Raw genomic sequence first — 20,872 nt, forward strand, 5'->3', positions numbered from 1 at the left:
TCCGGTTCTCACCGGGTGTCATTCCTTGCATGTGCTGCCCCGCGTCAAAAAGTGCAGGTAACGGGCAGCACCGCGTGGTTCATTGTTCTGCTGACTGAACGTACTGACTAAAAGTTATTCGAAACTATAAGAAAGCGTAGCGCCGCCACCGTAGTTTCTGCCAGGTGCCGGTTCGAAATAACGGCCATTGCCTTCATTAACAATCACAGAACCGACATAATTTCTGTCGAACAGGTTGTCGACGCGGGTAAACAAATCGAGCGTCACTTTGTTCCAGTTGAAGCGGTAACCCGCATTCACGCTGGCCACGGTATAAGCGGGGGCCTGTTCACTGTTTTCGTCGTTTACTTCAATGTCGCTCATGTATCGCACATCGGCGCCCGCGTGCCAGCCGTCAACCGGTGCCCACTCAAGAGAAGCGTAGCCCATGTTGCGCGCAATACCCGGCAGTCGGTTGCCTGCTGGTGTGCAATCACCCGCGCCACAGGTCTCGTTGCGGAAAGTAGCATCGAGCAGCGTCCAGGCCATTTTCACGCGCCAGTTTTCTTCAATCTGCTGATCTAACGACAGTTCCAGACCGCGACGGCGTGTCTTACCGGCGTTGGTGTAGCTTGACCGCCCGCCGACACTTTGTGCCACAATCAGCTCGTCATCGGTATCGGTCTGGAAGACGGCAGCGGTCACTAAACCGTTGCCCACGCGCCATTTGCTGCCCAGTTCCACGGTGTTACTGGTGGAAGGTTCCAGTCCCAGATTCAGGCCAGATTTACCGTCGGTGCGGTAAGAAAGCTCGTTAATGGTCGGCGTTTCGAAACCGCGCCCGGCCGAAATATAAGTGTTCAGTGCAGGCGTCACGGCATAGTTCAGGGACGCCATCGGCAGCAGTTTGTGATAACGGCGCGAACCGCTGTCATCAGGGTTGCTGCCGGTAATGTAATAATCCTGCGAGTCGAAACTCACGGTGCTGTAACGCGCACCGGCATCCAGCGTCCAGCGCGATGTCAGGTTCCACGTGGTTTGCAGATAGGGATCGAGGTTCCACATCACGTTCTTTTCGTTACGGCGTTCGTCGCCTTTCACGCCCAGATCGCCTTCATCATTGAAGTTTTCATAACCGAAACGACGCTCGGTCATGGTTTCATAATCCAGCCCGCCGGTGACGGAAAACGGCACGGAACCTATCTGATCGTCATGTTTCCAGCGGGTATCCACACCGGAATACTTACGTTCCAGAACAATCACCCCGCCCGCGTTCAGCGGATTTTTCTGCGATGCCGCCGGAATGGTCTGGTATTGCGTCGTGTGGCGTTCGCCGTGATAAGTCATCAGGCTGAACTCGTCGTTTTCGCCCATCTGACGTTGATAGCGTAACCCGACTTGTGTCTGATCCAGACTCTTACGGGCGTTGTACTGATCGGCGCGTTTGGCCTGTTTCGGGTCATCATGCCATTCAGATTCTGTCAGGCCACCCGGATCGTTGGCATCCACGGACACGCTGTTAAACATCAGCGTCAGGGTACTGTCATCATCAATACGCACGCCCAGTTTGCCGTTGCCGAGATTTTTCTGCGTACCGCTATGGTCACGGTAGCCGTCAGTGGTGAAACGGGAACCGGAAATCAGGTAATTCACATCACCGGCATGGGTGCCGTCGCCGGTTGCGCCGCTGGCTTTGACGCTGTTACGAAACGAACCGTAGCTGCCGAAATAAGTGCCCGCTTCCAGTCTGGCAGGCTGTGAACCGGTTTGGGTATCGACGTTCACCACGCCGCCGGAGGCGTTGCCGTACAGCGCTGAGAACGGCCCGCGGAGCACTTCAACACGCTCTACCGAGTTCAGATCGATATTGGAGGTCTGTCCCTGCCCGTCCGGCATGGTGGCAGGAATACCATCAACGTAAATACGCACACCGCGCACGCCATACATGGAACGGCTGCCGAATCCGCGAACGGAAAGTTGCAGATCCTGCGCATAGTTCTGGCGGTTCTGAACCTGTAAACCGGGGACGCTGCCAAGGCTTTCAGACAGATTGACCTGCGCTTTGCTGTTTCTGAAATCCCCGCCATCAATCACGCTGACTGCCGCCGGGGTATCGAGTTCGGATAATTTACCGGTGCTTTCACGCTTGATGACCATCATTGTTGATGAGCCGGCGGTGTCACCCGCATCATCTTTCGGCGACGCTGTCGAAGACTGGGCGTAACTGACTGATACCGGGTTAAAAAATGACAAAAACGTGATGATAAAAGCAGAGGTTTTGGCGTTCACTTTATGAGTTCTTTTGTTTTACGTTAAAAGGTTGAGTCAAAAAATACGACGCATCTCTCAATTCTGGACATAAGAAGTAGACATAAATTGACCAATCTGATTGAGAGCCGTGAAGGGGCTCACTATAGATTTTTTCTTCCTGTTAGTACATACGCAACTTTACAAATATAACTTTTTAACAAAATACCGCACGCGGTGTACATCTGACGCCATTTTCAAATTCTATCTCCGCGCAAAATACAGGGTTTTATTCGTCTGATACCGTTTATATTCCGACACAAAATAAACATCCGCTTTCATTCGAAAAATCATCCAACGATCTCCCGGTATTTATCCGCGCCTCAGTGGTAACGATTACACAATATACAACCAACTGATAATTAGGTGATTTACCGGAAAACAAAAATGCACCTGATGCGTATTTATCAGAGAATATTTTCAGCTGGCTAATTCCTTTTTGTCTTTCGAAATCCAGACGAAGGCGCAGACCTCAGAATAAATATAGACCACTATTTCAAGACAGCGGCATATTCATCGCTGTTTTTTCAGACGATAAGTTCCGTGTAATGAAACCGTGGCGTCTTTACAAAAGATATAAAATGGAGAATTCTCACAGCGCTTAAAATACCCGCAAATAAACCCGGGGAAACGTTTTCACCGCATCCTGCGGGTCAGCGGCTTTATGACTTTTTTGTCATCCGCAGGTCACTCCTCTGTCAGAGCGCCACACGCAAAGTGGCATCACACACTGAGTTTCATTTCTGATCACAGTAAAAGAGGTCGTGCCATGCGTTTACGTGTAGTTTCAACATTGTTGTTTGCCGCCACTGCGGCGTTCGGTTCCCAGGCAGCCACCGCTGCGCCAGTGAAAAATATCGTGCTGGTTCACGGCGCGTTTGTTGGCGGCTCTGGCTGGCGTCCGGTATATGACATTCTGACCCGCGATGGCTATAAAGTGACACTGGTACAGGAACCACTGACGTCGTTTGCCGATGACGTTGCAGCCACTAAACGTATTCTGGACAGGCAAAACGGCCCTGCCATTTTGGTCGGCCACAGTTATGGCGGCGCGATTATTACTGAAGCAGGCAACGATCCGCACGTAGCGGGGCTGGTGTATATCGCGGCGCATGCGCTGGACAACGGGGAAACCGAAGCGATTAACGGTAAGAAATACCCGAACTCCGCGCATCCGTTTGTGAAAACGCCGGACGGTTTCCTGTACATCAATCCGGCCAATTTCCCGTCTGATTTCGCCGCAGACCTGCCACGTAAACAGGCTGAATTCGAAGCGCAGGCCCAGATGCTGACATCCGCCAGCGTATTTACTGCGAACATTCCTGATCCGGCCTGGAAAGTGAAACCGAGCTGGTACATGGTGGCGAAGGCCGACAAGATCATTAACCCTGATTTAGAACGCATGTACGCCAAACGCGCACACAGCCACACCGTGGAAATCGCAGGCGCCAGCCATTCCGTTTATGAATCACATCCAAAAGAAGTGGCCGCACTGATTGAGCAGGCGGCAATGGGGGCAGTGAAGTAAAGGCAGGCAACGCCCCCCGGTTACGCCCTGCGGGTAAACGCAATCATCAGGGAAAGGGCATAGACGACGCTGCCCAGAAATACAGCGGGGGCGAGACTGTCAAACAGATGTCCGGGTTGGGCATCTGAGTACAATACCAGCACAACGACGGAAATCCCCATCATGGCGCCGGGTATGTGGATCCAGCGGGTCAGGCGTTCTTTTTGCTTTTTGTAGGCAGCAAATTCCTGATTTGTTCTTTCCAGCGCATTACTGAGCCGTTCGCAATCTTCTTCGTTATCACACAAGCGTTCGGCCAGGCGGCTGTTTTCATCTTCCAGCTCGGCAATCTGCTTCTTCAGTTTTGCCTTTTCGTTCTTCGCGTTCTGCCCTTCATACTCTTCGAGTTTCAGGCTGGCCCGTAGCTGCGTGATTTTACGGTTCGCCTCGGCCGTCAGTTCTTTCTGCTGTCCGAGCAGGGCGTAATTCCCGTCAGCACGGCGGTTGGCGGCATGGCGTTTATCTTCTTCCTCACGCACACGGCGTTCCGACTCGGTTTCCAGCCGGGTTAAACGCTGTTGCAGCGCATCACGCGCCGCCGCCATCGCGGTCATCTGACTGCCGGTATACGCAATCAGGCTGTTGGCGGCATCGAGTTCTGCGGAGTTTGAATGGCCGTCTGCACGCTGGCGCGAACGCAACAATGCCAGTTCATCGGCGTGCTGCTTTTTCTGTATGTCAGATTGTCGAAGCAGTTCGCTGATGCGGGTGTTAAGACGCGACAACTCCCCTTTCATCCGCTCAGCGTCTTCTGTATTGCCTTTGCCTGTTTGGTTACGCGCAACGGCCAGTTCATTCTTCAGGCTGCACACCTGTTTTTCCAGTGAGGCGAGCTTTTCGAGCGTGACGGCGGTGTCTTTATAAACAGTTTTTACTTTTGCCTTATCTGTCTCGGCGCGGCTGAAACTGATGCCTCTGAGCGCGCTTTCCACTTCGCGGGCGATGGTTGTTTTATCCATGGCTTTCATCCGGTTGCACGCACTGGCCAGGAAAGTGGCTGCTTCGTTGCTGTTACCGGTTCCAAATGCTTGTTTGATAAGGCTCTGTATCACGCTCATGGTTGCCGCACTCACTTGCCGTAAAAAGTCAGGGCACGCCCGTTGTGCACCCGTTTACTGATTGTATCAGATAGGATTTATTTTATTTACAGGAGTTATTTTAAGCGGGATGAGTACAGCAGGATCCGTGGGTTTTCGGACTTAAAGCGCGATCACCCGCAGGCTTTGGACGCCTTTGGCACCCAGCATCAGCGCACTTTCGCTGTCAGCGATCGCCGCCGGGCCGGTGACCATAATCGCGTAACGGGCATTAAAAGGCTGCGGCTGACGGTGGGCGAGATGCAGATGTTCGATGATGTGGTTAACGTCGAGCAGCACGACCAGGTTTTTAGCCATCGCGCTGAGGGTGTTCACACAAAGTTGCGGATCACTGAGAAAGACGGCGCCGGTTTCTGCGACACCAAAACAGGCACGGACCACGCCGACATCAACATCTTTCAGCGATGCCGCCTGAGTACGGGCGTCGAGACTCCTCTCTGCGATAATCTCCGGCGTGGCGGAGCAAAACAGCGAGTCTGCCGGATATAACCCGCGCAGATAGGCATTCAGCGTGGTGTAGCCATTTTGCGGTGCCCGCAGGAACCGGTCATCCCAGATACCGCCCATCAGGGTCAGCGCACGGCCAAATTCTTGCTGCGGATGGGATTTTTCAGCCGGTGGCGGGAACAGCGTTTGCATGAATTTATGCTGACGAATGCCGGTCAGGAAATCGTTGCGGCTCATGGGGTTTCCTTGTCAGGTGAAAGTCAGCAAAACCGGAGTCAGGTTCCCCTGCTCCGGCCACAGTGTGTTAATTAATGGAACTGCAGGTACGCAACATGCGTTTGCAGATATTCCTGCAAGCCATGTTTACCGTCGGCACCACCGACGCCCGACTTACGCCAGCCCGCATGGAAGCCCTGCATGGCTTCGAAGTTTTCACGGTTGATGTAGGTCTCGCCGAATTTCAGCTGTTTCAGTGCTTTCATCGCCGTATTTATATTGCTGGTGTAAATCGATGACGTCAGGCCATATTCGCTGTCGTTTGCCATGGCAATCGCCTCATCCAGCGTTTTGAACGTGGCGACCGGCAGCACCGGACCAAACACTTCTTCATGCATGATCGGCATGTCCTGCTTCACATCCACCAGCACCGTCGGCTGATAGAAGAAACCTTTGTCGCCATGACGTTTGCCGCCCAGCAGCACTTTTGCGCCCTGTGACACGGCTTTCGCCACTTTATCCTCCACACGCTGCAATGCCGCCGCGCTGATCAGCGGCCCCATATCCAGCTCTTTTTGCTCGGCGGTATTGCCGAACGTCACTTTTTTCATCGCTTCGCTGATGCGCGAAATGAATTCGTCGTATACGCCTTCCTGCACGTAAACACGCTCCGCGCAGTTACACACCTGCCCGGTATTGATGACGCGCGAGCTCACGATGGCTTTCACCGCCAGATCCAAATCGGCGTCATTCATCACGATGGCTGGTGCTTTACCGCCCAGTTCCAGTGAGACTTTAGTGACGTTCTGTGCCGCCGCAGTCATGGTGGCGATACCTGCAGCCACGCTCCCGGTCAGACTGACCATGCCGACTTTAGGATTCGCCGCCAGTTCCTGCCCGACGGTCGGGCCGTAGCCGGTGACAATATTCAGCACACCTTTTGGCAGGCCAATTTTGTGAATAATTTCCGCAAAAATCACCGCGTTGTTTGGCGTGATTTCACTCGGTTTGATGACGATGGTATTGCCGGTGATCAGCGCCGGGGCGGCTTTACGGGCGATCAGGAAGAACGGGAAGTTCCACGGCAGAATACCGGTGGTCACGCCGATGGCTTTGCGGAACACAAAGATGTTTTCATTTGGCCGGTCACTCTGAATGATTTCGCCTTCGTAACGGCGTGCCCATTCCGCCATGTAATCAAGGTAGTCGGCGGTGAACAGTACTTCGGTTTGCGCCAGGCCGTAGGTTTTGCCGCCTTCCGCAATAATGGTTTCCGTCAGTTCGGCTTCGCGCTCACGAATACCGTCGGCAATTTTATGCAGCCACACGCCGCGCTCTACCGCAGGTAACGCTTCCCAGCCCGGCTGCGCCGCTTCTGCTGCATCAATGGCTTTTCTGGCGTCTTCTGCTGAGCCTTCAGGGATCTGCGAAATCACCTGTTCTGTCGCCGGGTTCACAACGTCGATCCACTTACCGCCGGTGTTTTCAACGAACTCGCCGTTGATGTACATACGTTTCTGAACTGTGCTCATGTAAGGGTCTCCAAAATACGGATAGAGTTGATGAACGAGTTGTTAATAAAAAAGTTCTTTTTTGTGAAGTTTTAACAGCCTGTTCTATCCGTCTGGTTTTTACCTTTCCGTGATTGCCACTTAATTTTAAGAAATGGCAAAAATGTCATGGTCGGACTGCCCGACATAACAATTTTGCAAAATACAGGGTTCCGCTTACTGATACTGACGAACACTTCTGGGTGCATAGCCAAATTCACGTTTAAACAATGTGGAGAAGTAATTGCTGTCGCAGAAACCACAGTTGTGGGCAATCTCGGTGATCGGGCTGTCGCTGAAACGCAGCATGTTGCGCGCATTGAGCAGACGCAGGCGGTTGAGGTAATTGAGCGGCGTGCAGCCGGTTTGTTGTTTCATCTGACGATGCAAGGTACGCAGCGACATCGAGAACTGCGCGGCCAGTGCCGGCCAGTCGATTTCCTCATCATAATGCTCATTCATCCAGTCCAGAACATTGTTCAGATCACCGCCCTGCCCGCGATATCCGACATCACGGCTGCCTTTGCGCAGCAATAATAAGAGCTGCATAAAATATAATTCCTGCTGAGCCTGAGATTCCGGCGATTGCGTGGCGGGTTGTCGCGCCAGCAAATTAATCAGCGTTTTGGCCTGCACAATCTGAGTCGGGCTGATGCGCCAGTGCGCCGGATACACCCCGTCCACTTCCTGCGGCAATAAATCACCGACGCCATTAAGGAAACGAAACGCGTTCGGGCTGCGATACAGCACGTTGGTCAGATGCAGGTTTTCGGTATCTTCATAAAGATGATGGTCGCTGTGACGCACAAAACAGACGCTCCCCGCGCTGAGGATCAGCGGCTGGTCATTAAAAACGTGCGTGCCGGTACCTTGCTCGACCAGGACAATTTCATTGAAATCCTGATGATGATGTTCAGGAAAAGTTTCCTGCGGATAACGGGGTTCAATGGCGACCGGGAAATCTCCTGAGGGGAAATACTCACTACTGCGTAACACGGTCATTTCCGACTCCTTATTAACACTATCGTAATATCTTAGTCGCCGCCGGGGCAGCCATCGGGCTGAAACTGTGATCCGCCAGCCGCTTTTGAACAAAACATTTCCCGCCTGATGAAATCCGGTGCAATCCGGCGTACTGCGTAGCTTTATGCCTTATTTCAGTGCGGTCTTCTGAAACCGGTAATGTGTGTTTTTCTGACCGTTTAGCCTGCCTGAAATAAGATTGTTATCAAATTGTGAGGTTGTTCGCTCAAACCTTTGCGTCTTTGCCATAGTTCGCACTGAACTGGCACTCGCGGAAAGGTGAGGCTGTCAGCAACCTCCTAGAGTCGTGATCATGCGCCTGGCGCGTCGGCAACTTTTTGGTCGTTAAACTTTATGCGGACTTATGCGGAGTACAAAAAATGAAATTAAAACACGTACTGAGCCTTACCCTGATGGCGAGCAGCATCCTGCTGGCAGGCGCGGCATCGGCAGAAGTGAAGATCGCCCTGGTAGCAAAATCGTTGGGTAATGGTTTTTTTGAAGCAGCAAACGTTGGCGCACAGCAGGCAGCTAAAGAACTGGGCGATGTGAAAGTGATTTATACCGGCCCGACCACCACTACCGCCGAGGCGCAAATAGAAGTGCTCAATGGCCTGATCGCCCAGGGCGTCGATGCCATTGCTGTCTCCGCCAATGACCCGGATGCACTGGTGCCGGTGCTGAAAAAAGCCATGCAACGCGGCATTAAAGTCGTGTCGTGGGATTCCGGTGTCGCCAAAGAGGGCCGCCAGATCCACCTTAATCCGTCTAACAACGCGCTGATTGGCGAAACCAACGTCAAACTGGCCGCCGATGCGCTGAAAGCCCTGAACGTAGAAAAAGGCGATGTAGCCATCCTGAGCGCCACGCCAACCTCTACCAACCAGAATCTGTGGATTGCGGAAATGAAAAAAGTGCTGCCGAAATACCCTTCGGTGAATCTGGTAACGGTCGCTTATGGCGATGATCTGTCAGATAAAAGCTACCGCGAAACCATTGGCCTGCTGAAATCCTATCCGGACCTGAAAGTGATTATTTCCCCTTCTTCCGTGGGTATCGTGGCGGCCGCACAGGCAGTGAAAGATCAGGGCAAAATCGGCAAGGTTTACGTAACGGGACTGGGGCTGCCGTCTGAAATGGCGGGCGCAGTAAAATCGGGCGCCACCAAAAGTTTTGCTATCTGGAACCCGATTGACCTGGGTTACGCCGCCACTTATCTGGCTGATGATTTAGTGAAAGGCACCGCCACTAAAACCGAAGCCAGCATGGGCCGTTTAGGCAAAGTGAAACTCGATGCAGACGGCAGCGGCGCAATGGCTGAACCGTTTGTCTACGACGCCAGCAACATCGATAAATTCTCTAAAATCTTCTGATCCTGAATGCGGCTGACCGGGTTACCGTTCAGCCGTTTTGTTGTACTTAGCCAGACAGGGGAAACTCCATGAGTGATTCAGCGACACCGTTGTTGTCATTGAAGGGCATCAGCAAAGTCTTTCCGGGTGTCAGGGCGTTAAATAACGTTCATGTGGATTTGTATCCGGGAAAAGTAACCGCCCTGATTGGCGAAAACGGCGCGGGGAAATCGACGCTGGTGAAAGTCATGACCGGCATTTATCAGCCGGAAGAAGGCGAGTTGCACTATAAAGCCATTCCGATAAAACTGCCGAATCCGGAATCCGCACACAAAATCGGCATCACCGCCATTCATCAGGAAACCGTGCTGTTTGACGAGCTTTCCGTGACCGAGAATATCTTCGTCGGTCACTATCTTTACCGCGGCATTTTTAAACGTCTGTACTGGCCGGCGATGCATCAGCAGGCACGCGATATTCTGACGCGTCTGGAAGTAAACATTGATCCGCATGCCATTCTGAAAGAGTTAAGCATCGCGCAGCGCCATATGGTGGCCATCGCCCGTGCGCTGTCGTTTGATGCGCAGGTGGTCATTCTCGACGAACCCACCGCCGCCCTGTCTCAGCATGAAATCGTTGAGTTTTATCAGATTGTCGAACGCCTGAAACAGGAGGGTAAAGCGATTCTGTTTATCTCGCACAAATTCGACGAGATCTTCTCCATTTCCGATTACTACACCGTTTTGCGCGACGGCAGCTATGTCGGCTCCGGCAAAATCAGCGACATCAGTGAACAGCAGATGGTGACCATGATGGTAGGACGTGAAGTCAGTCAGGCTTACCCGAAAGTGAACTGCAAACCGGGCGACACCGTGCTCGAGGTGCAAAACCTCAGCCATCCGACCGAATTCGCAGGCATTAACTTCTCACTGCGCAAAGGCGAAATCCTCGGTTTTTACGGGCTGGTCGGTGCGGGAAGAACCGAACTGATGCAGGCGTTATTTGGCGTCACGCAACCGAACGGCGGCAAAATTCTGATCAACGGCAAAGAACACCATTTTTCCCGCCCTTCTCAGGCCATCCGCACGGGGATTGTGTATGTGCCGGAAGAGCGCCAGAAACAAGGCGCGATTATTGATTTGCCCATCAGCCAGAACATCAGCCTGCCGCAGCTCAGCCAGCTTAATCCGCGCGGCGTGCTCAACGACAAAAAAGAGTGGGCGCTGGCCGATGATTACGCCAGACGGTTGCAGGTGAAAGCGTCAAGCTGGAAACAGGCCGTCGGCACGCTGTCGGGCGGAAATCAGCAGAAAGTGGTGATCGCCAAATGGCTGGCGACCAAACCGGACATCATCATTCTCGATGAACCGACCAAAGGCATTGATATCGGCTCGAAAGCGGCAGTGCATCAGTTTATGTCTGAACTGGTCGGGCGCGGGCTGGCAGTGATTATGGTGTCTTCCGAATTACCGGAAGTCATGGGCATGGCCGATCGCATCATTGTGATGCATGAAGGACTGATGGTCGCCGAATTCAACGCCGGTGAAGCCAGCGCAGAAATGATTGTCAGTGCCGCCAGCGGCGCGGGCGAGGAGGCAGCATGATCAGAAACCTGCTGAAATACCGCGAGCTGCTGCTGGCGGTGGTGATAGTGCTGATGGTGCTGGGCGTCGGCGTGCGCTCGCCGGAGTTTATCGGTGCCGGAAACCTGCTGGAGATGTTTAACGATACCTCGATTCTGATCATCCTGGCGCTCGGGCAGATGATGGTTTTGCTGACCAAAGGTATCGATTTGTCGATGGCCGCCAATCTGGCGCTGACCGGCATGATCGTCGCGCTGATTAACTTCCATCATCCGGATATTCCGGTGTGGTCACTGGTGTTACTGGCAACCGTACTCGGGCTGGTGATGGGCGCAATTAATGGCCTCCTGGTATGGAAAGTCGGTATTCCGCCGATTGTGGTGACGCTCGGCACCATGAGCATTTATCGCGGCATTATCTTCCTGCTCTCAAACGGCGGCTGGATCAATGCCCATCAGATGAGCCCGGAATTCCTCAGTCTGCCACGCGCCACCTTTATTGGTCTGCCGCTGCTTGGCTGGTGTGCGATTGCCGCACTCATTCTGGTGGCGTATTTCCTGCGTTACAGCCGGACCGGACGCGCACTTTACACGGCTGGCGGCAACGCCACGGCGGCGTATTACACCGGCATCAACGCAGGCAAAATGCAGTTCGTCAGCTTCTGCCTTTCCGGCGCGCTGGCGGGTTTCTGCGGCTATCTGTGGATCTCACGCTTCGCCGTGGCTTACGTGGACGTCGCCAACGGCTTTGAATTACAAATTGTTGCAGCCTGCGTCATTGGCGGGATCAGCACCATGGGCGGCATCGGCTCGGTGGTCGGTTGCCTGCTGGGCGCGCTGTTCCTCGGCGTCATCAACAATGCCCTGCCGGTGATTGAAGTGTCGCCGTTCTGGCAGATGGCGATTTCTGGCGGCGTGATTGTGATTGCCGTCATCCTCAACGAACGCGCCAACAAACGTAAAGGACGGCTGATTCTGCGCCACTCTCCCGCCGTCCAGCCTGTGCGAACTGAAACCGGGGTAAGATCATGAACAAGACCTTAACGTCGCGCAACACGCCGCATTCCGCTGCCGGAGAAAACACCACCATGGCTGTCACGCCGTTTTTCCGCCGCCTGATGTGCTGGGAAGGATTTTTACTGCTGGTGACGCTGCTGGTATTTGTGGTGAATGCGTTCGCCTCGCCGTATTTCCTCAATATATGGAACCTGTCGGACGCGACGTTTAACTTCACCGAAAAAGCCATCATTGTGCTGCCGATGGCGATGCTGATTATCGCCCGGGAAATCGATTTGTCGGTCGCTTCAACCATGGCGCTGAGTTCCACCATTATGGGATTCTGCGCGCAGGCCGGTTTGCCAACACCGGCGCTGGTCGGTGTCGGATTGAGCGTCGGCCTGTTGTGCGGGCTGATTAACGGCCTGCTGGTCACCCGGCTGAATTTGTCGTCTATCGTGATTACCATCGGCACCATGAGCTTGTTCCGTGGCATCACCTACGTGCTGCTCGGCGATCAGTCGCTGAATAAATATCCCGCCAGTTTCGCGTGGTTTGGTCAGGGCTATGTCTGGGGGCCATTGTCGTTTGAATTCGCGCTGTTCCTGGTGCTGGGCGCGGTGTTTTATTTCCTGCTGCACAAAACTAACTTTGGACGCCGCACCTATGCCATCGGCAACAATCCGGTCGCCGCGTGGTACTCCGGGATTAACGTGAAACGCCATAATCTGACGCTGTTCGTGCTGGTCGGCGTGATGTCCGGACTGGCGGCCGTTTTGCTGACGTCACGGCTTGGCAGCACGCGGCCAACACTGGCACTTGGCTGGGAACTGAGCGTGATTACCATGGCCGTGCTCGGCGGTGTCAGCGTGCTCGGTGGTTCCGGCAGCATGACCGGCGTAATTATTGCCGCGTTTCTGATGGGGCTGCTGACTTTCGGCCTCAGTCTGCTGAATGTGCCGGGCATCGTGATGTCGGTGATTGTCGGTGCGATGTTGATCGTGGTGATTTCACTGCCGGTGCTGTACCGCAAGGTTCTGGCGCGGGGGAAATAGCGGTGTAACTCCCCCGTCTTCGGGCGGGGGGTATCGAATGAGTCATTGACGTTCAGTGTGAGGATTGCGTTTCAATGCCTTCACGTAATGCTTCCGCCAGTTTATCGAGCATAAAACTGATAAATGCCGTGCAGTCACTGGCACGATCGCATTCGCCAAGAATGCGGTAGTAATCCTGCTGCTGATTATGGATCAGCGTTTCTACCGGCAGCCAGGCGAGCTCTGAACGCCACTGGCTGAGGATCAGCGTCTGCCATAAGCGCCCCATCCTGCCGTTACCGTCAGCAAACGGGTGAATAAATTCAAACTCATAATGGAAAATCGAACTGGCGATGAGCGGGTGGATATCCGTTTCCTTCAGCCAGTTCAGCAAATCTGACATCAGACGCGGGAGTTGCCCGGCCGGTGGTGCCATATGAATCAGCCGATTGTCACGATACACACCCACATTGCCGCTGCGCAGGTGGCCGGGCGCATCCACCAGTCCGAGCATCAGCGTCTGGTGAGCTTTCAGAACATCCTCAAGACGATGACTTTTCAATGCCGGTAACTGTTCGTACGTCAGAATGGCGTTACGCACTTCCTGAATATCTTTTTGCGGCGCCAGCACGCGTTTGCCTTCCATAATGGCGGTCACCTGCGGTGTCGACAGGCTGTTGTGTTCGATAGCGAGTGAAGCCTGAATCGTGCGGATACGGTTTTCTTTTCGCAGCAGCACAGATGACTGTTCAGCATGCGCAGCCCAACGCCCCAGCAATTCCCCGACGTCCACAACCCGGTTGAGGATCTGCGGTGTGATACTGTACGGAGGCTGATAACCTGCCATTCAGTGCTCCTTGTTGAAATAGTGATGGGGCATAGTATCACGCGGCAAAATCTTCAAAAATCCCTCATTCATCATGGCTCTTGATCCCTGCCGCCCTCCTCCCGTAGTTTAAACAAACACAGGGTTTCTGAATGTCTTGATAAAAAAGGATAACGCATGAGAATTTTAGTGGTGGGAGCTGGCGCGACCGGCGGATATTTTGGTGCGCGGCTGGCGCAGGCCGGGCAGGATGTGACGTTTCTTTTACGTGAAAAGCGCGCGCTTGTGGTTGAGCAAAACGGGCTGACGATTCACAGTCCGCACGGTGATTTCCATTTCCAGCCCAATGTCTTACAGGCATCGCAGCTGACCGGGCCTTATGATCTGATTTTACTGACTGTAAAAAGTTTCGGGCTGGAAGCGGCAATGAAAGATATCGCGCCGGTTGTCGGTGAAAACACCATGGTGATGCCGGTACTTAACGGGATGAAACATATGGAGACGCTGAGTCTGCGTTTCGGTGAACACGCCCTGATCGGCGGCTTATGTAAAATCAACGCGACGCTGGATACTGACGGACATATTCACCAGATGACGCCAATGCATCAGATTATTTACGGTGAACTCTCCGGCGAAAAAACTGAACGCATCCTGAAAGTCGATCAGGCATTCCAGAGTGCCGATATCGAGGCGGTGCTTTCTGAAACCATTATCAGTGATTTGTGGGAGAAGTGGCTGCTGCTTTCAAGCTTCGGCGCCATCACCTGCACCATGCGCGGCAACATCGGACAGGTGGCTTCTGCGCCGGGCGGGACGGAGTTTGCAAATGCCATTGTCACCGAGGCGCTGACCACCATGAAAGCCTTTGGCTACGCGGAACGCGCGGCGGCCGTGGCAAAAGTCAGGGACGCTGTCACTGATAAAAACTCGCCGCAAACCTCTTCCATGTACCGCGATATGATGCAGGGTTACCCCATCGAAGCTGAGCAGATTATTGGCGATCTGGTTGAGCGCGCAACGCGTGTGGGGATTACTATTCCGCTGTTACAGGCGGCGTATACGCATTTGTGTGTTTATCAGAAGAACGGCGTAAAACAGTAAAGTTTTTGCGCCTGTTTATGCAAGTTAAAATGCTGAACGGGCGCATTCAACATTCATCCCAATGATAACCCGCCATGAATAATAAACATCTGAAAATCAGTCTATTACAACAGTCGCTAATTGTGCCTGGCTGAACAAAGGAATAATTTGAAGCCTCACTTTTAAAAAGGAATTTTCGGAAATGGCAATCCCGGCATATTTATGGCTTAAAGACGACGGCGGTGCACTGATTAAAGGCGGTGTGGATGTCAAACATCGGGAATACAGTATCGAGGTTCGAGGTTTTCACCACAACTTAATGATTCCCACTGATAACGCTACGGGCAAAGTGACGGGTACACGTATGCACTCACCATTGCTTGTGGTTAAAGAGTTCGATTCGTCCAGCCCATACATCTACAAGGCAGTGGCAACGGGTCAATGCCTTGCTTCAGCTGAAATCAAATGGTATCGGATAAATGATGCTGGTCAGGAAGTGGAGTATTTCAACATGCTGTTGGAAAAGGTGCGTATCGTTTCGATTACACCAGCAATGGCCGCAGCCAGCAATCCGAATGAAAATCATATGGAAACTGTTGAGTTGCGTTACGAGAAAATCACCTGGAAGCATAATGATGGGAACATTATCTTTGCTGACTCGTGGAATGATCGCCAAACCGCATGATTAAAAAAGGGGCTAAAGCCCCTTAATCATAAAGCCATTTACCCGCCTTAGCCGATTCTGCGAACATTCTTACAGTTAAGGGCTTTCTGGTCTTTTCTATGTCCTTACGCTTAACCTTAAACCAGCGAGTGAAAAACGGAAGGTTTTCCCAGGGAAAGTAGAAGGACCAATTTACGACTGACAGGTCCACTTTAAAGGTTTTTTCATAAGCTTCGAGGGCATATACGAAATCATCACCTGGAGCAAAATCTTGTAGCTCGGTATCAAACTCAAGCGGAACCTCTCTTTTCAAATCGAAATCGTAGTAGCCAGGTATTTCCTCGCGGAACATTGATAAGACTTTTTCTTCCATTAAAAGTATGTCCATGCAATACGATCTTCTGGACGGGCTATTAAATTATATTTTGATCTGGTTTCGGCGGCCACCTGCTGGATTAATATGACCGCCATTGCATATCCAACAAAGGGGACATATCTATCTATCAGCGCAGCCCATTTTGTGGTTTTTCGCATAGTCAAGGTATTGAACGACTTACCAACCGGCGTCCACGCTTTAAGGCCAAAGGGCAGTTTCGCTTGCTTTAAAAGGGCCCTCGATAGCTTTGACGCCACGCTTGTTCCCGGTATTGCAGTTACCATCTTGCCCGGAACCGGAATGTAAGGCTGCCCTGTAATAATGAGAACTGTAGCCGTAGTATCTAACCCGAGGTGATTTGATAAGCTTTCAATAAAAATTAGACCAAATAACTCTTGATTACTCAGATTGGCGTGGCCGTGATAAAAGTACGTTCCGTTTAGCTCTTCAATAGTATCCATTTCAATATCCTTTTGATTAGAAGGGCTTTAGGATACTGCCGCATTTATTAGCAGGCAATATGCCCCCTCGCACTGGATATCATCATTGTTCCTTCCGTCACGTTAATCGCTCCGTTGATACCAGAAACTGGCAACGGTTTCTCAGACCCACGCACCCGCGGGTTATTTTCGCGAAGGTAACATCCGGATTAGCGTGTTATCGCGCCGGCGATAGTGATGCCAGAGGGCAGCCAGAGCATGTAATCCGATAAGATAATACCCGGCGTTCGCGAGCCATTCATGCAGCGTTTTAAACTGTTTCTGTAAAGGGAGATCCGGAAAAACACTTTTAGGCATAAGGATGTTAAACATCGTCCAGTCATGGCCGCCATAATAACGTGACAAGATGCCCAGCACCGGCAAGCTTAAAAACATCAGATATATAAGTACATGAGCCGAACCTGACAAATAATGCTGCCAGCGCGGCAACGCGGGTTTAACCGGCGGAGTGACATACATTGCGCGAACAAACAGACGCATACACATCAGGAATAATACGCAAAATCCCAGGCTGTAATGCGTAAGGGCTAATAACTCCCTCGCTGGCGTGCCTTTTGCAAACCACCCTTTTATATCCATCGTGGCATAGGTCAGTACGACTAACACAAACACCAGCCAGTGGAGCATAATTTGAACGAAAGAATATCGGGTACGCATAGAAGTTCCGGTAAACGAAGAGACGTTAACCTTACTTATGCAGACTTAAGCTTACCTTAAGAACAATGACGGAGAGTAATGAAAAGGAAAAAATCCCCAGAAACGCGAGAATTTTTAAAAGGGGGAACAGCAGAATAAAAACTGGCGGTGAAGTACGTTTTTCTGCCCGGCTAAAAAGCGGGGCAGAAAAGCGCAGCACATCAGCCGTGAGGTCAGCGCGCGATCAGGAAGCTTTCAAGTGTCGCGCCGCCATCCAGCGCTGCTTTAATGGCAGAAGGCGTGCGACCCTGACCCGTCCAGGTTTTTTTAGAACCGTCAGTGTCTGTGTACTCATAAATGGCCGGACGTGGCTTACGTTTGGCTTTAGTGGTTTCTTTCGCGCTCTGGTGGCCCAACAGGTCATCAATCGCGATGCCATCGTTTGCCAACATTTCGCGGTATTTCAGTAATTTTTCGTCGCGCTCTTGTTGCTGCGCACTGCGCGCTTTGGCATTTTCGCGAGTTTCTTCAACAATGGCAGTCAGTTTCTCAAGAATTTCTTCCAGAGTACTCAAAGGCATTTCGCGAGCCTGAGCCCGAAGTGTACGGATATTATTCAAAACGTTTAATGCGTTGTCCATGATGTGCTCACTTTAGATATGTGCCATTAAATTAGTGACTCTGATTCTACACAAACCAATATTGATATCAATTGCGTCAGGATAATATTACAACCTATTACACAATTCCTGCGTGAGCCTCTTTGGTTTATTGCGTTTTAATGCGTTAGTTTTATAAGTAATTATTGTATCTGGGTTAATAAATTTTCAGCGCACAAATCACCTGCAGAACTTCAAAATAAGCAGGAAAACATTATTAAGCTAAATTTACCTCTCTTTATAAGAGTATCAGTGCGTGAATAACATATGTTGCTATTATGTACAAATCGGGCCAGTTCTTTTCTTTTGATGCGGATCTCACGCTTACTCTTATTCATTTCGCTAAAAATTTTCCTGCCGGAAATCGACGAAAAGCATCTTCTGCACAAAAAATTTAAAGCGGTTTACGCAGCATCGCTTTAAAATGTGACTCACGTCACACAGGATGTTTATTTACCCTATGTTTAAGACCATTTTTATTGTTTGCGCCGCGTGTGTGGCGCTGAAGCTCGCACTGGACTGGCAGATTATTTTGCAGGTGGCGGAAGGTTAACCGTTAACTGAGAGGCCAGAGCCGCAAATTCTGTCAGATTGCGGGTTAATGCGCCGCGCCGCCATATCAGCCACGTTGTCAAAAAACGATAATTGTCGGCCAGCGGCCAGATGCTCACCGTGCTGCTGCCCGGCATACTTTCCAGCATACTGCGCGGCATCAGCGCCAGCCCGCCGCCGGCTATCACACAAGCCAGCATGCCGTGATAAGACTCCATTTCGTAGATTTTCCCCGGCGCAGCGCCATCATCCGCAAACCAGCTTTCGAAATGGCGACGATAAGAGCAGTTCGACCGGAACGCATACAGAATCTCCCCGTTAACCTCCTGCCCACGAGTCACAGGCGCGTGATGTAAGGGGGCGACAATCACCATTTCTTCTTTATACACTGGCACGCCATCCAGAACCGGATGCAGCACAGGGCCGTCGACAAACGTCGCTTCCAGCGCCCCTTCCAGCAATTTATCCAGCAATTCCCCTGAAGGGCCAGTGCTCAGCGCCAGTTCAACCTTGCTGAATTGCTGGTGATAACGCGCCAGTAAAGTGGGGATCCGCACCGCTGCAGTGCTTTCCAGCGCGCCCAACGCAAATATCCCCTGCGGTTCTGTGCCCGCCACGGACACCCGCGCTTCTTCGACTAAATCGAGAATACGGTTGTTGTAACTGAGAAAGTTTCGCCCTGCTGGCGAAAGGCGCAGACGCTGATTCTCGCGGATGAATAATTCGACGCCCAGTTCCGCCTCAAGCTGTTTAATGCGTGTTGTCAGATTCGACGGGACGCGATGCACCCGCTGGGCGGCGGCGCTGATACTGCCGGTTTCAGCAACGGCGCGAAACATCTCGAGCTGTGACAGATTCATAGTCTTTCTCAAAAAGTGAACGGTTTACTTATTTTTATTCATTTTTATTCATCTTCGCAAGTCTCTATGCTGAACGGACTGGATAAATGAGGAGCACATAATGACAACGCCCGACACACACGCAATTTCGCTCAACCCGTTCAACGGCCAGCGTATCGCAGAGTATCCTTTCGACACCGCACTGACTCTTGAGATGGCAGTCACACAAGGCAGCGCGGCCTATAAGCAGTGGCGCAAAACGGATATCGCTCAGCGCGCATCCCATCTGCATAATCTGGCGACTGAACTTCGCAAAGCCAGTGAAGACATCTCCCGCATGATCAGCCGCGAAATGGGTAAACCTATTAAACAGGCGCGCGCTGAAGTGGAGAAATCCGCAAGCCTGTGCGAATGGTATGCCCTGCAGGGCCCGGCGATGCTCGCACCTGAACCCACCATGGTCGATAACGGCGAAGCGCATATTCATTACCGCCCTTCCGGCATGATCCTGGCGGTTATGCCGTGGAATTTCCCGGTCTGGCAGATCCTGCGCGGCGCGGTACCTGCGTTACTGGCGGGAAATACGTTCCTGCTTAAACCTGCCCCTAACGTGATGGGCACGACCCGTCTGGTGAAACAGGCTGCGCTGAAAGCCGGTTTTCCGGCAGGGGCCTTTGGCGTAATTAATGTCGGGAATGCAGATGTTGCCGGGTTGATTGCTGATCCGCGCATTGTTGCCGTCACGGTAACCGGCAGCGTGCGTGCCGGTGGTGCTATTGCGGAGCTGGCAGGTAAATCACTGAAGAAATGTGTGCTGGAGCTGGGCGGCTCTGATCCATTTATCGTGCTCAATGACGCCAACCTCGATGAAGCGGTGAAGGCGGCTGTCGCGGGCCGCTATCAGAATACCGGACAGGTTTGCGCCGCCGCGAAACGTATGATTGTTGAAGAAGGTGTGCTGGAAGCCTTTACCGAGAAATTTGTGGCCGCCACGCGGGCACTGGTCATCGGCGACCCGCAGGACGACGACACCTACATCGGCCCGATGGCACGCTACGACCTGCGCGATGAGCTGGACAGGCAGGTTCAGGAAACGCTGTCAGAAGGCGCAACGCTGTTGCTCGGTGGTGAGAAAATTGCTGGCGAAGGTAACTTCTATGCCCCCACTATTCTGAGCAACGTGACGCCACAAATGACCGCATTCCGTCAGGAGTTATTTGGCCCGGTCGCAGCGATTACGGTTGCACGCGATGCTGAGCATGCGGTCGAACTGGCGAATGACAGTGATTTTGGTCTGAGCGCGACGATTTATACCGCCGACCTGGCACGGGCAGAACAGATGACTGGCGAGCTGGAAACCGGCGGCGTATTTATTAACGGCTACAGTGCGTCAGACCCGCGCGTAGCGTTCGGTGGCGTGAAAAAAAGCGGCTATGGTCGTGAGCTTTCACACTTCGGTTTACGCGAGTTCTGTAACGTGCAGACCGTGTGGAGCAACCGTAAATAACCGTTAACCGGTGGAGGTTTAAACTAATCACAGGATTTTATAATCCTGTGATTATTATTTTTTGCCAGCCTGTGAGTGAGGCC

18 protein-coding genes and 1 pseudogene are annotated in these 20,872 nt (G+C 52.2%); 8 read left to right on the forward strand and 11 right to left on the reverse strand.

The annotated features are described in order from the left end of the window. Window positions 1-114: 114 nt before the first annotated feature. A complete protein-coding gene (gene pqqU, locus ABIC79_RS15065; protein WP_112197656.1) occupies window positions 115-2,268 on the reverse strand; it encodes a TonB-dependent receptor PqqU in 2,154 nt (717 codons plus the stop codon). 787 nt (window positions 2,269-3,055) lie between these two features. On the opposite strand from pqqU, the gene ABIC79_RS15070 reads away from it, so the two are divergent. Continuing rightward, the gene (locus ABIC79_RS15070; protein ID WP_119262357.1) at window positions 3,056-3,814 is read left to right on the forward strand and encodes an alpha/beta fold hydrolase; all 759 of its coding nucleotides are present in this window, start codon (window positions 3,056-3,058) and stop codon (window positions 3,812-3,814) included. Between the two features lie 20 nt (window positions 3,815-3,834). Here the strand turns inward: ABIC79_RS15070 and ABIC79_RS15075 are convergent, their stop codons facing one another. The 4 genes from ABIC79_RS15075 to rhaS (ABIC79_RS15090) form a co-directional block, all read right to left on the reverse strand. Further along, entirely contained in the window at window positions 3,835-4,812 is a 978-nt protein-coding gene (locus tag ABIC79_RS15075; RefSeq protein WP_354567658.1) for a coiled-coil domain-containing protein, read from the reverse strand. 240 nt (window positions 4,813-5,052) lie between these two features. Next, window positions 5,053-5,634 (reverse strand): LutC/YkgG family protein, encoded by a 582-nt coding sequence (locus ABIC79_RS15080; protein WP_013578032.1) that lies wholly within the window; start codon window positions 5,632-5,634, stop codon window positions 5,053-5,055. Between the two features lie 71 nt (window positions 5,635-5,705). Further along, the gene (gene aldA / locus ABIC79_RS15085) at window positions 5,706-7,145 is read right to left on the reverse strand and encodes an aldehyde dehydrogenase (RefSeq protein WP_037032738.1); all 1,440 of its coding nucleotides are present in this window, start codon (window positions 7,143-7,145) and stop codon (window positions 5,706-5,708) included. Window positions 7,146-7,340: 195 nt separating this feature from the next. Beyond that, window positions 7,341-8,165, reverse strand: coding sequence for an HTH-type transcriptional activator RhaS (gene rhaS, locus ABIC79_RS15090; protein WP_013578030.1), 825 nt, complete (start codon window positions 8,163-8,165; stop codon window positions 7,341-7,343). A gap of 401 nt (window positions 8,166-8,566) precedes the next feature. Here rhaS (ABIC79_RS15090) and rhaS (ABIC79_RS15095) point away from each other — a divergent pair, with 401 nt between their 5' ends. From rhaS (ABIC79_RS15095) to ABIC79_RS15110, 4 genes are all read left to right on the forward strand, one after another. Next, entirely contained in the window at window positions 8,567-9,559 is a 993-nt protein-coding gene (gene rhaS / locus ABIC79_RS15095) for a rhamnose ABC transporter substrate-binding protein (RefSeq protein ID WP_013578029.1), read from the forward strand. A gap of 68 nt (window positions 9,560-9,627) precedes the next feature. Further along, complete coding sequence (locus ABIC79_RS15100) at window positions 9,628-11,142, forward strand: sugar ABC transporter ATP-binding protein (RefSeq protein WP_217192444.1); 1,515 nt, start codon at window positions 9,628-9,630, stop codon at window positions 11,140-11,142. Continuing rightward, window positions 11,139-12,152, forward strand: coding sequence for an ABC transporter permease (locus tag ABIC79_RS15105; RefSeq protein ID WP_013578027.1), 1,014 nt, complete (start codon window positions 11,139-11,141; stop codon window positions 12,150-12,152). The genes ABIC79_RS15100 and ABIC79_RS15105 overlap by 4 nt, the downstream gene beginning before the upstream one ends. 56 nt (window positions 12,153-12,208) lie before the next feature. After that, window positions 12,209-13,171: an ABC transporter permease gene (locus ABIC79_RS15110; RefSeq protein ID WP_099049221.1), complete on the forward strand. Its 963-nt coding sequence runs from the start codon at window positions 12,209-12,211 to the stop codon at window positions 13,169-13,171. A gap of 55 nt (window positions 13,172-13,226) precedes the next feature. Here the strand turns inward: ABIC79_RS15110 and ABIC79_RS15115 are convergent. Beyond that, a pseudogene (locus ABIC79_RS15115) lies at window positions 13,227-13,997 on the reverse strand (Fic family protein); the annotation flags it as partial. Window positions 13,998-14,153: 156 nt separating this feature from the next. Here ABIC79_RS15115 and panE point away from each other — a divergent pair. Together panE and ABIC79_RS15125 are read left to right on the forward strand one after the other, a co-directional pair. Next, complete coding sequence (gene panE, locus ABIC79_RS15120) at window positions 14,154-15,077, forward strand: 2-dehydropantoate 2-reductase (RefSeq protein WP_354567663.1); 924 nt, start codon at window positions 14,154-14,156, stop codon at window positions 15,075-15,077. 181 nt (window positions 15,078-15,258) lie between these two features. Then, window positions 15,259-15,741: an Hcp family type VI secretion system effector gene (locus ABIC79_RS15125; protein ID WP_013578023.1), complete on the forward strand. Its 483-nt coding sequence runs from the start codon at window positions 15,259-15,261 to the stop codon at window positions 15,739-15,741. 22 nt (window positions 15,742-15,763) lie between these two features. Here ABIC79_RS15125 and ABIC79_RS15130 read toward each other — a convergent pair whose 3' ends face one another. The 5 genes from ABIC79_RS15130 to ptrR form a co-directional block, all read right to left on the reverse strand. After that, a complete protein-coding gene (locus tag ABIC79_RS15130) occupies window positions 15,764-16,108 on the reverse strand; it encodes a DUF1493 family protein (RefSeq protein ID WP_037032727.1) in 345 nt (114 codons plus the stop codon). Continuing rightward, a complete protein-coding gene (locus tag ABIC79_RS15135) occupies window positions 16,093-16,557 on the reverse strand; it encodes an STM2901 family protein (RefSeq protein WP_013578021.1) in 465 nt (154 codons plus the stop codon). Before ABIC79_RS15135 ends, ABIC79_RS15130 begins: the two co-directional genes overlap by 16 nt. A gap of 162 nt (window positions 16,558-16,719) precedes the next feature. Then, a complete protein-coding gene (locus ABIC79_RS15140; RefSeq protein ID WP_013578020.1) occupies window positions 16,720-17,253 on the reverse strand; it encodes a cytochrome b in 534 nt (177 codons plus the stop codon). 212 nt (window positions 17,254-17,465) lie between these two features. Further along, a complete protein-coding gene (locus ABIC79_RS15145) occupies window positions 17,466-17,873 on the reverse strand; it encodes an H-NS family histone-like protein (protein WP_013578019.1) in 408 nt (135 codons plus the stop codon). 545 nt (window positions 17,874-18,418) lie between these two features. Further along, on the reverse strand, window positions 18,419-19,303 hold the full coding sequence (gene ptrR, locus ABIC79_RS15150; RefSeq protein WP_013578018.1) for a putrescine utilization regulator PtrR: 885 nt from the start codon (window positions 19,301-19,303) through the stop codon (window positions 18,419-18,421). Between the two features lie 100 nt (window positions 19,304-19,403). Between ptrR and ABIC79_RS15155 the strand changes: the two genes are divergently transcribed. Beyond that, the gene (locus ABIC79_RS15155) at window positions 19,404-20,789 is read left to right on the forward strand and encodes an aldehyde dehydrogenase family protein (RefSeq protein WP_121019860.1); all 1,386 of its coding nucleotides are present in this window, start codon (window positions 19,404-19,406) and stop codon (window positions 20,787-20,789) included. Window positions 20,790-20,872 lie beyond the last annotated feature (83 nt).

Source organism: Rahnella sp. 2050, assembly GCF_040544515.1.
GTDB classification, from domain to species: Bacteria; Pseudomonadota; Gammaproteobacteria; order Enterobacterales; family Enterobacteriaceae; genus Rahnella; species Rahnella aceris.

Bases quoted from the DNA above. Each gene is read 5' to 3' on its own strand.
- ABIC79_RS15105 (WP_013578027.1), top strand. From the start codon at position 11,139: ATGATCAGAAACCTGCTGAAATACCGCGAGCTGCTGCTGGCGGTGGTG.
- rhaS (WP_013578030.1), bottom strand. From the start codon at position 8,165: ATGACCGTGTTACGCAGTAGTGAGTATTTCCCCTCAGGAGATTTCCCG.
- ptrR (WP_013578018.1), bottom strand. From the start codon at position 19,303: ATGAATCTGTCACAGCTCGAGATGTTTCGCGCCGTTGCTGAAACCGGC.
- rhaS (WP_013578029.1), top strand. From the start codon at position 8,567: ATGAAATTAAAACACGTACTGAGCCTTACCCTGATGGCGAGCAGCATC.
- ABIC79_RS15155 (WP_121019860.1), top strand. From the start codon at position 19,404: ATGACAACGCCCGACACACACGCAATTTCGCTCAACCCGTTCAACGGC.
- ABIC79_RS15110 (WP_099049221.1), top strand. From the start codon at position 12,209: ATGGCTGTCACGCCGTTTTTCCGCCGCCTGATGTGCTGGGAAGGATTT.
- ABIC79_RS15080 (WP_013578032.1), bottom strand. From the start codon at position 5,634: ATGAGCCGCAACGATTTCCTGACCGGCATTCGTCAGCATAAATTCATG.
- ABIC79_RS15125 (WP_013578023.1), top strand. From the start codon at position 15,259: ATGGCAATCCCGGCATATTTATGGCTTAAAGACGACGGCGGTGCACTG.
- ABIC79_RS15145 (WP_013578019.1), bottom strand. From the start codon at position 17,873: ATGGACAACGCATTAAACGTTTTGAATAATATCCGTACACTTCGGGCT.
- ABIC79_RS15130 (WP_037032727.1), bottom strand. From the start codon at position 16,108: ATGGACATACTTTTAATGGAAGAAAAAGTCTTATCAATGTTCCGCGAG.
- ABIC79_RS15075 (WP_354567658.1), bottom strand. From the start codon at position 4,812: ATGGATAAAACAACCATCGCCCGCGAAGTGGAAAGCGCGCTCAGAGGC.
- ABIC79_RS15135 (WP_013578021.1), bottom strand. From the start codon at position 16,557: ATGGATACTATTGAAGAGCTAAACGGAACGTACTTTTATCACGGCCAC.
- ABIC79_RS15070 (WP_119262357.1), top strand. From the start codon at position 3,056: ATGCGTTTACGTGTAGTTTCAACATTGTTGTTTGCCGCCACTGCGGCG.
- panE (WP_354567663.1), top strand. From the start codon at position 14,154: ATGAGAATTTTAGTGGTGGGAGCTGGCGCGACCGGCGGATATTTTGGT.
- ABIC79_RS15100 (WP_217192444.1), top strand. From the start codon at position 9,628: ATGAGTGATTCAGCGACACCGTTGTTGTCATTGAAGGGCATCAGCAAA.
- aldA (WP_037032738.1), bottom strand. From the start codon at position 7,145: ATGAGCACAGTTCAGAAACGTATGTACATCAACGGCGAGTTCGTTGAA.
- ABIC79_RS15140 (WP_013578020.1), bottom strand. From the start codon at position 17,253: ATGCGTACCCGATATTCTTTCGTTCAAATTATGCTCCACTGGCTGGTG.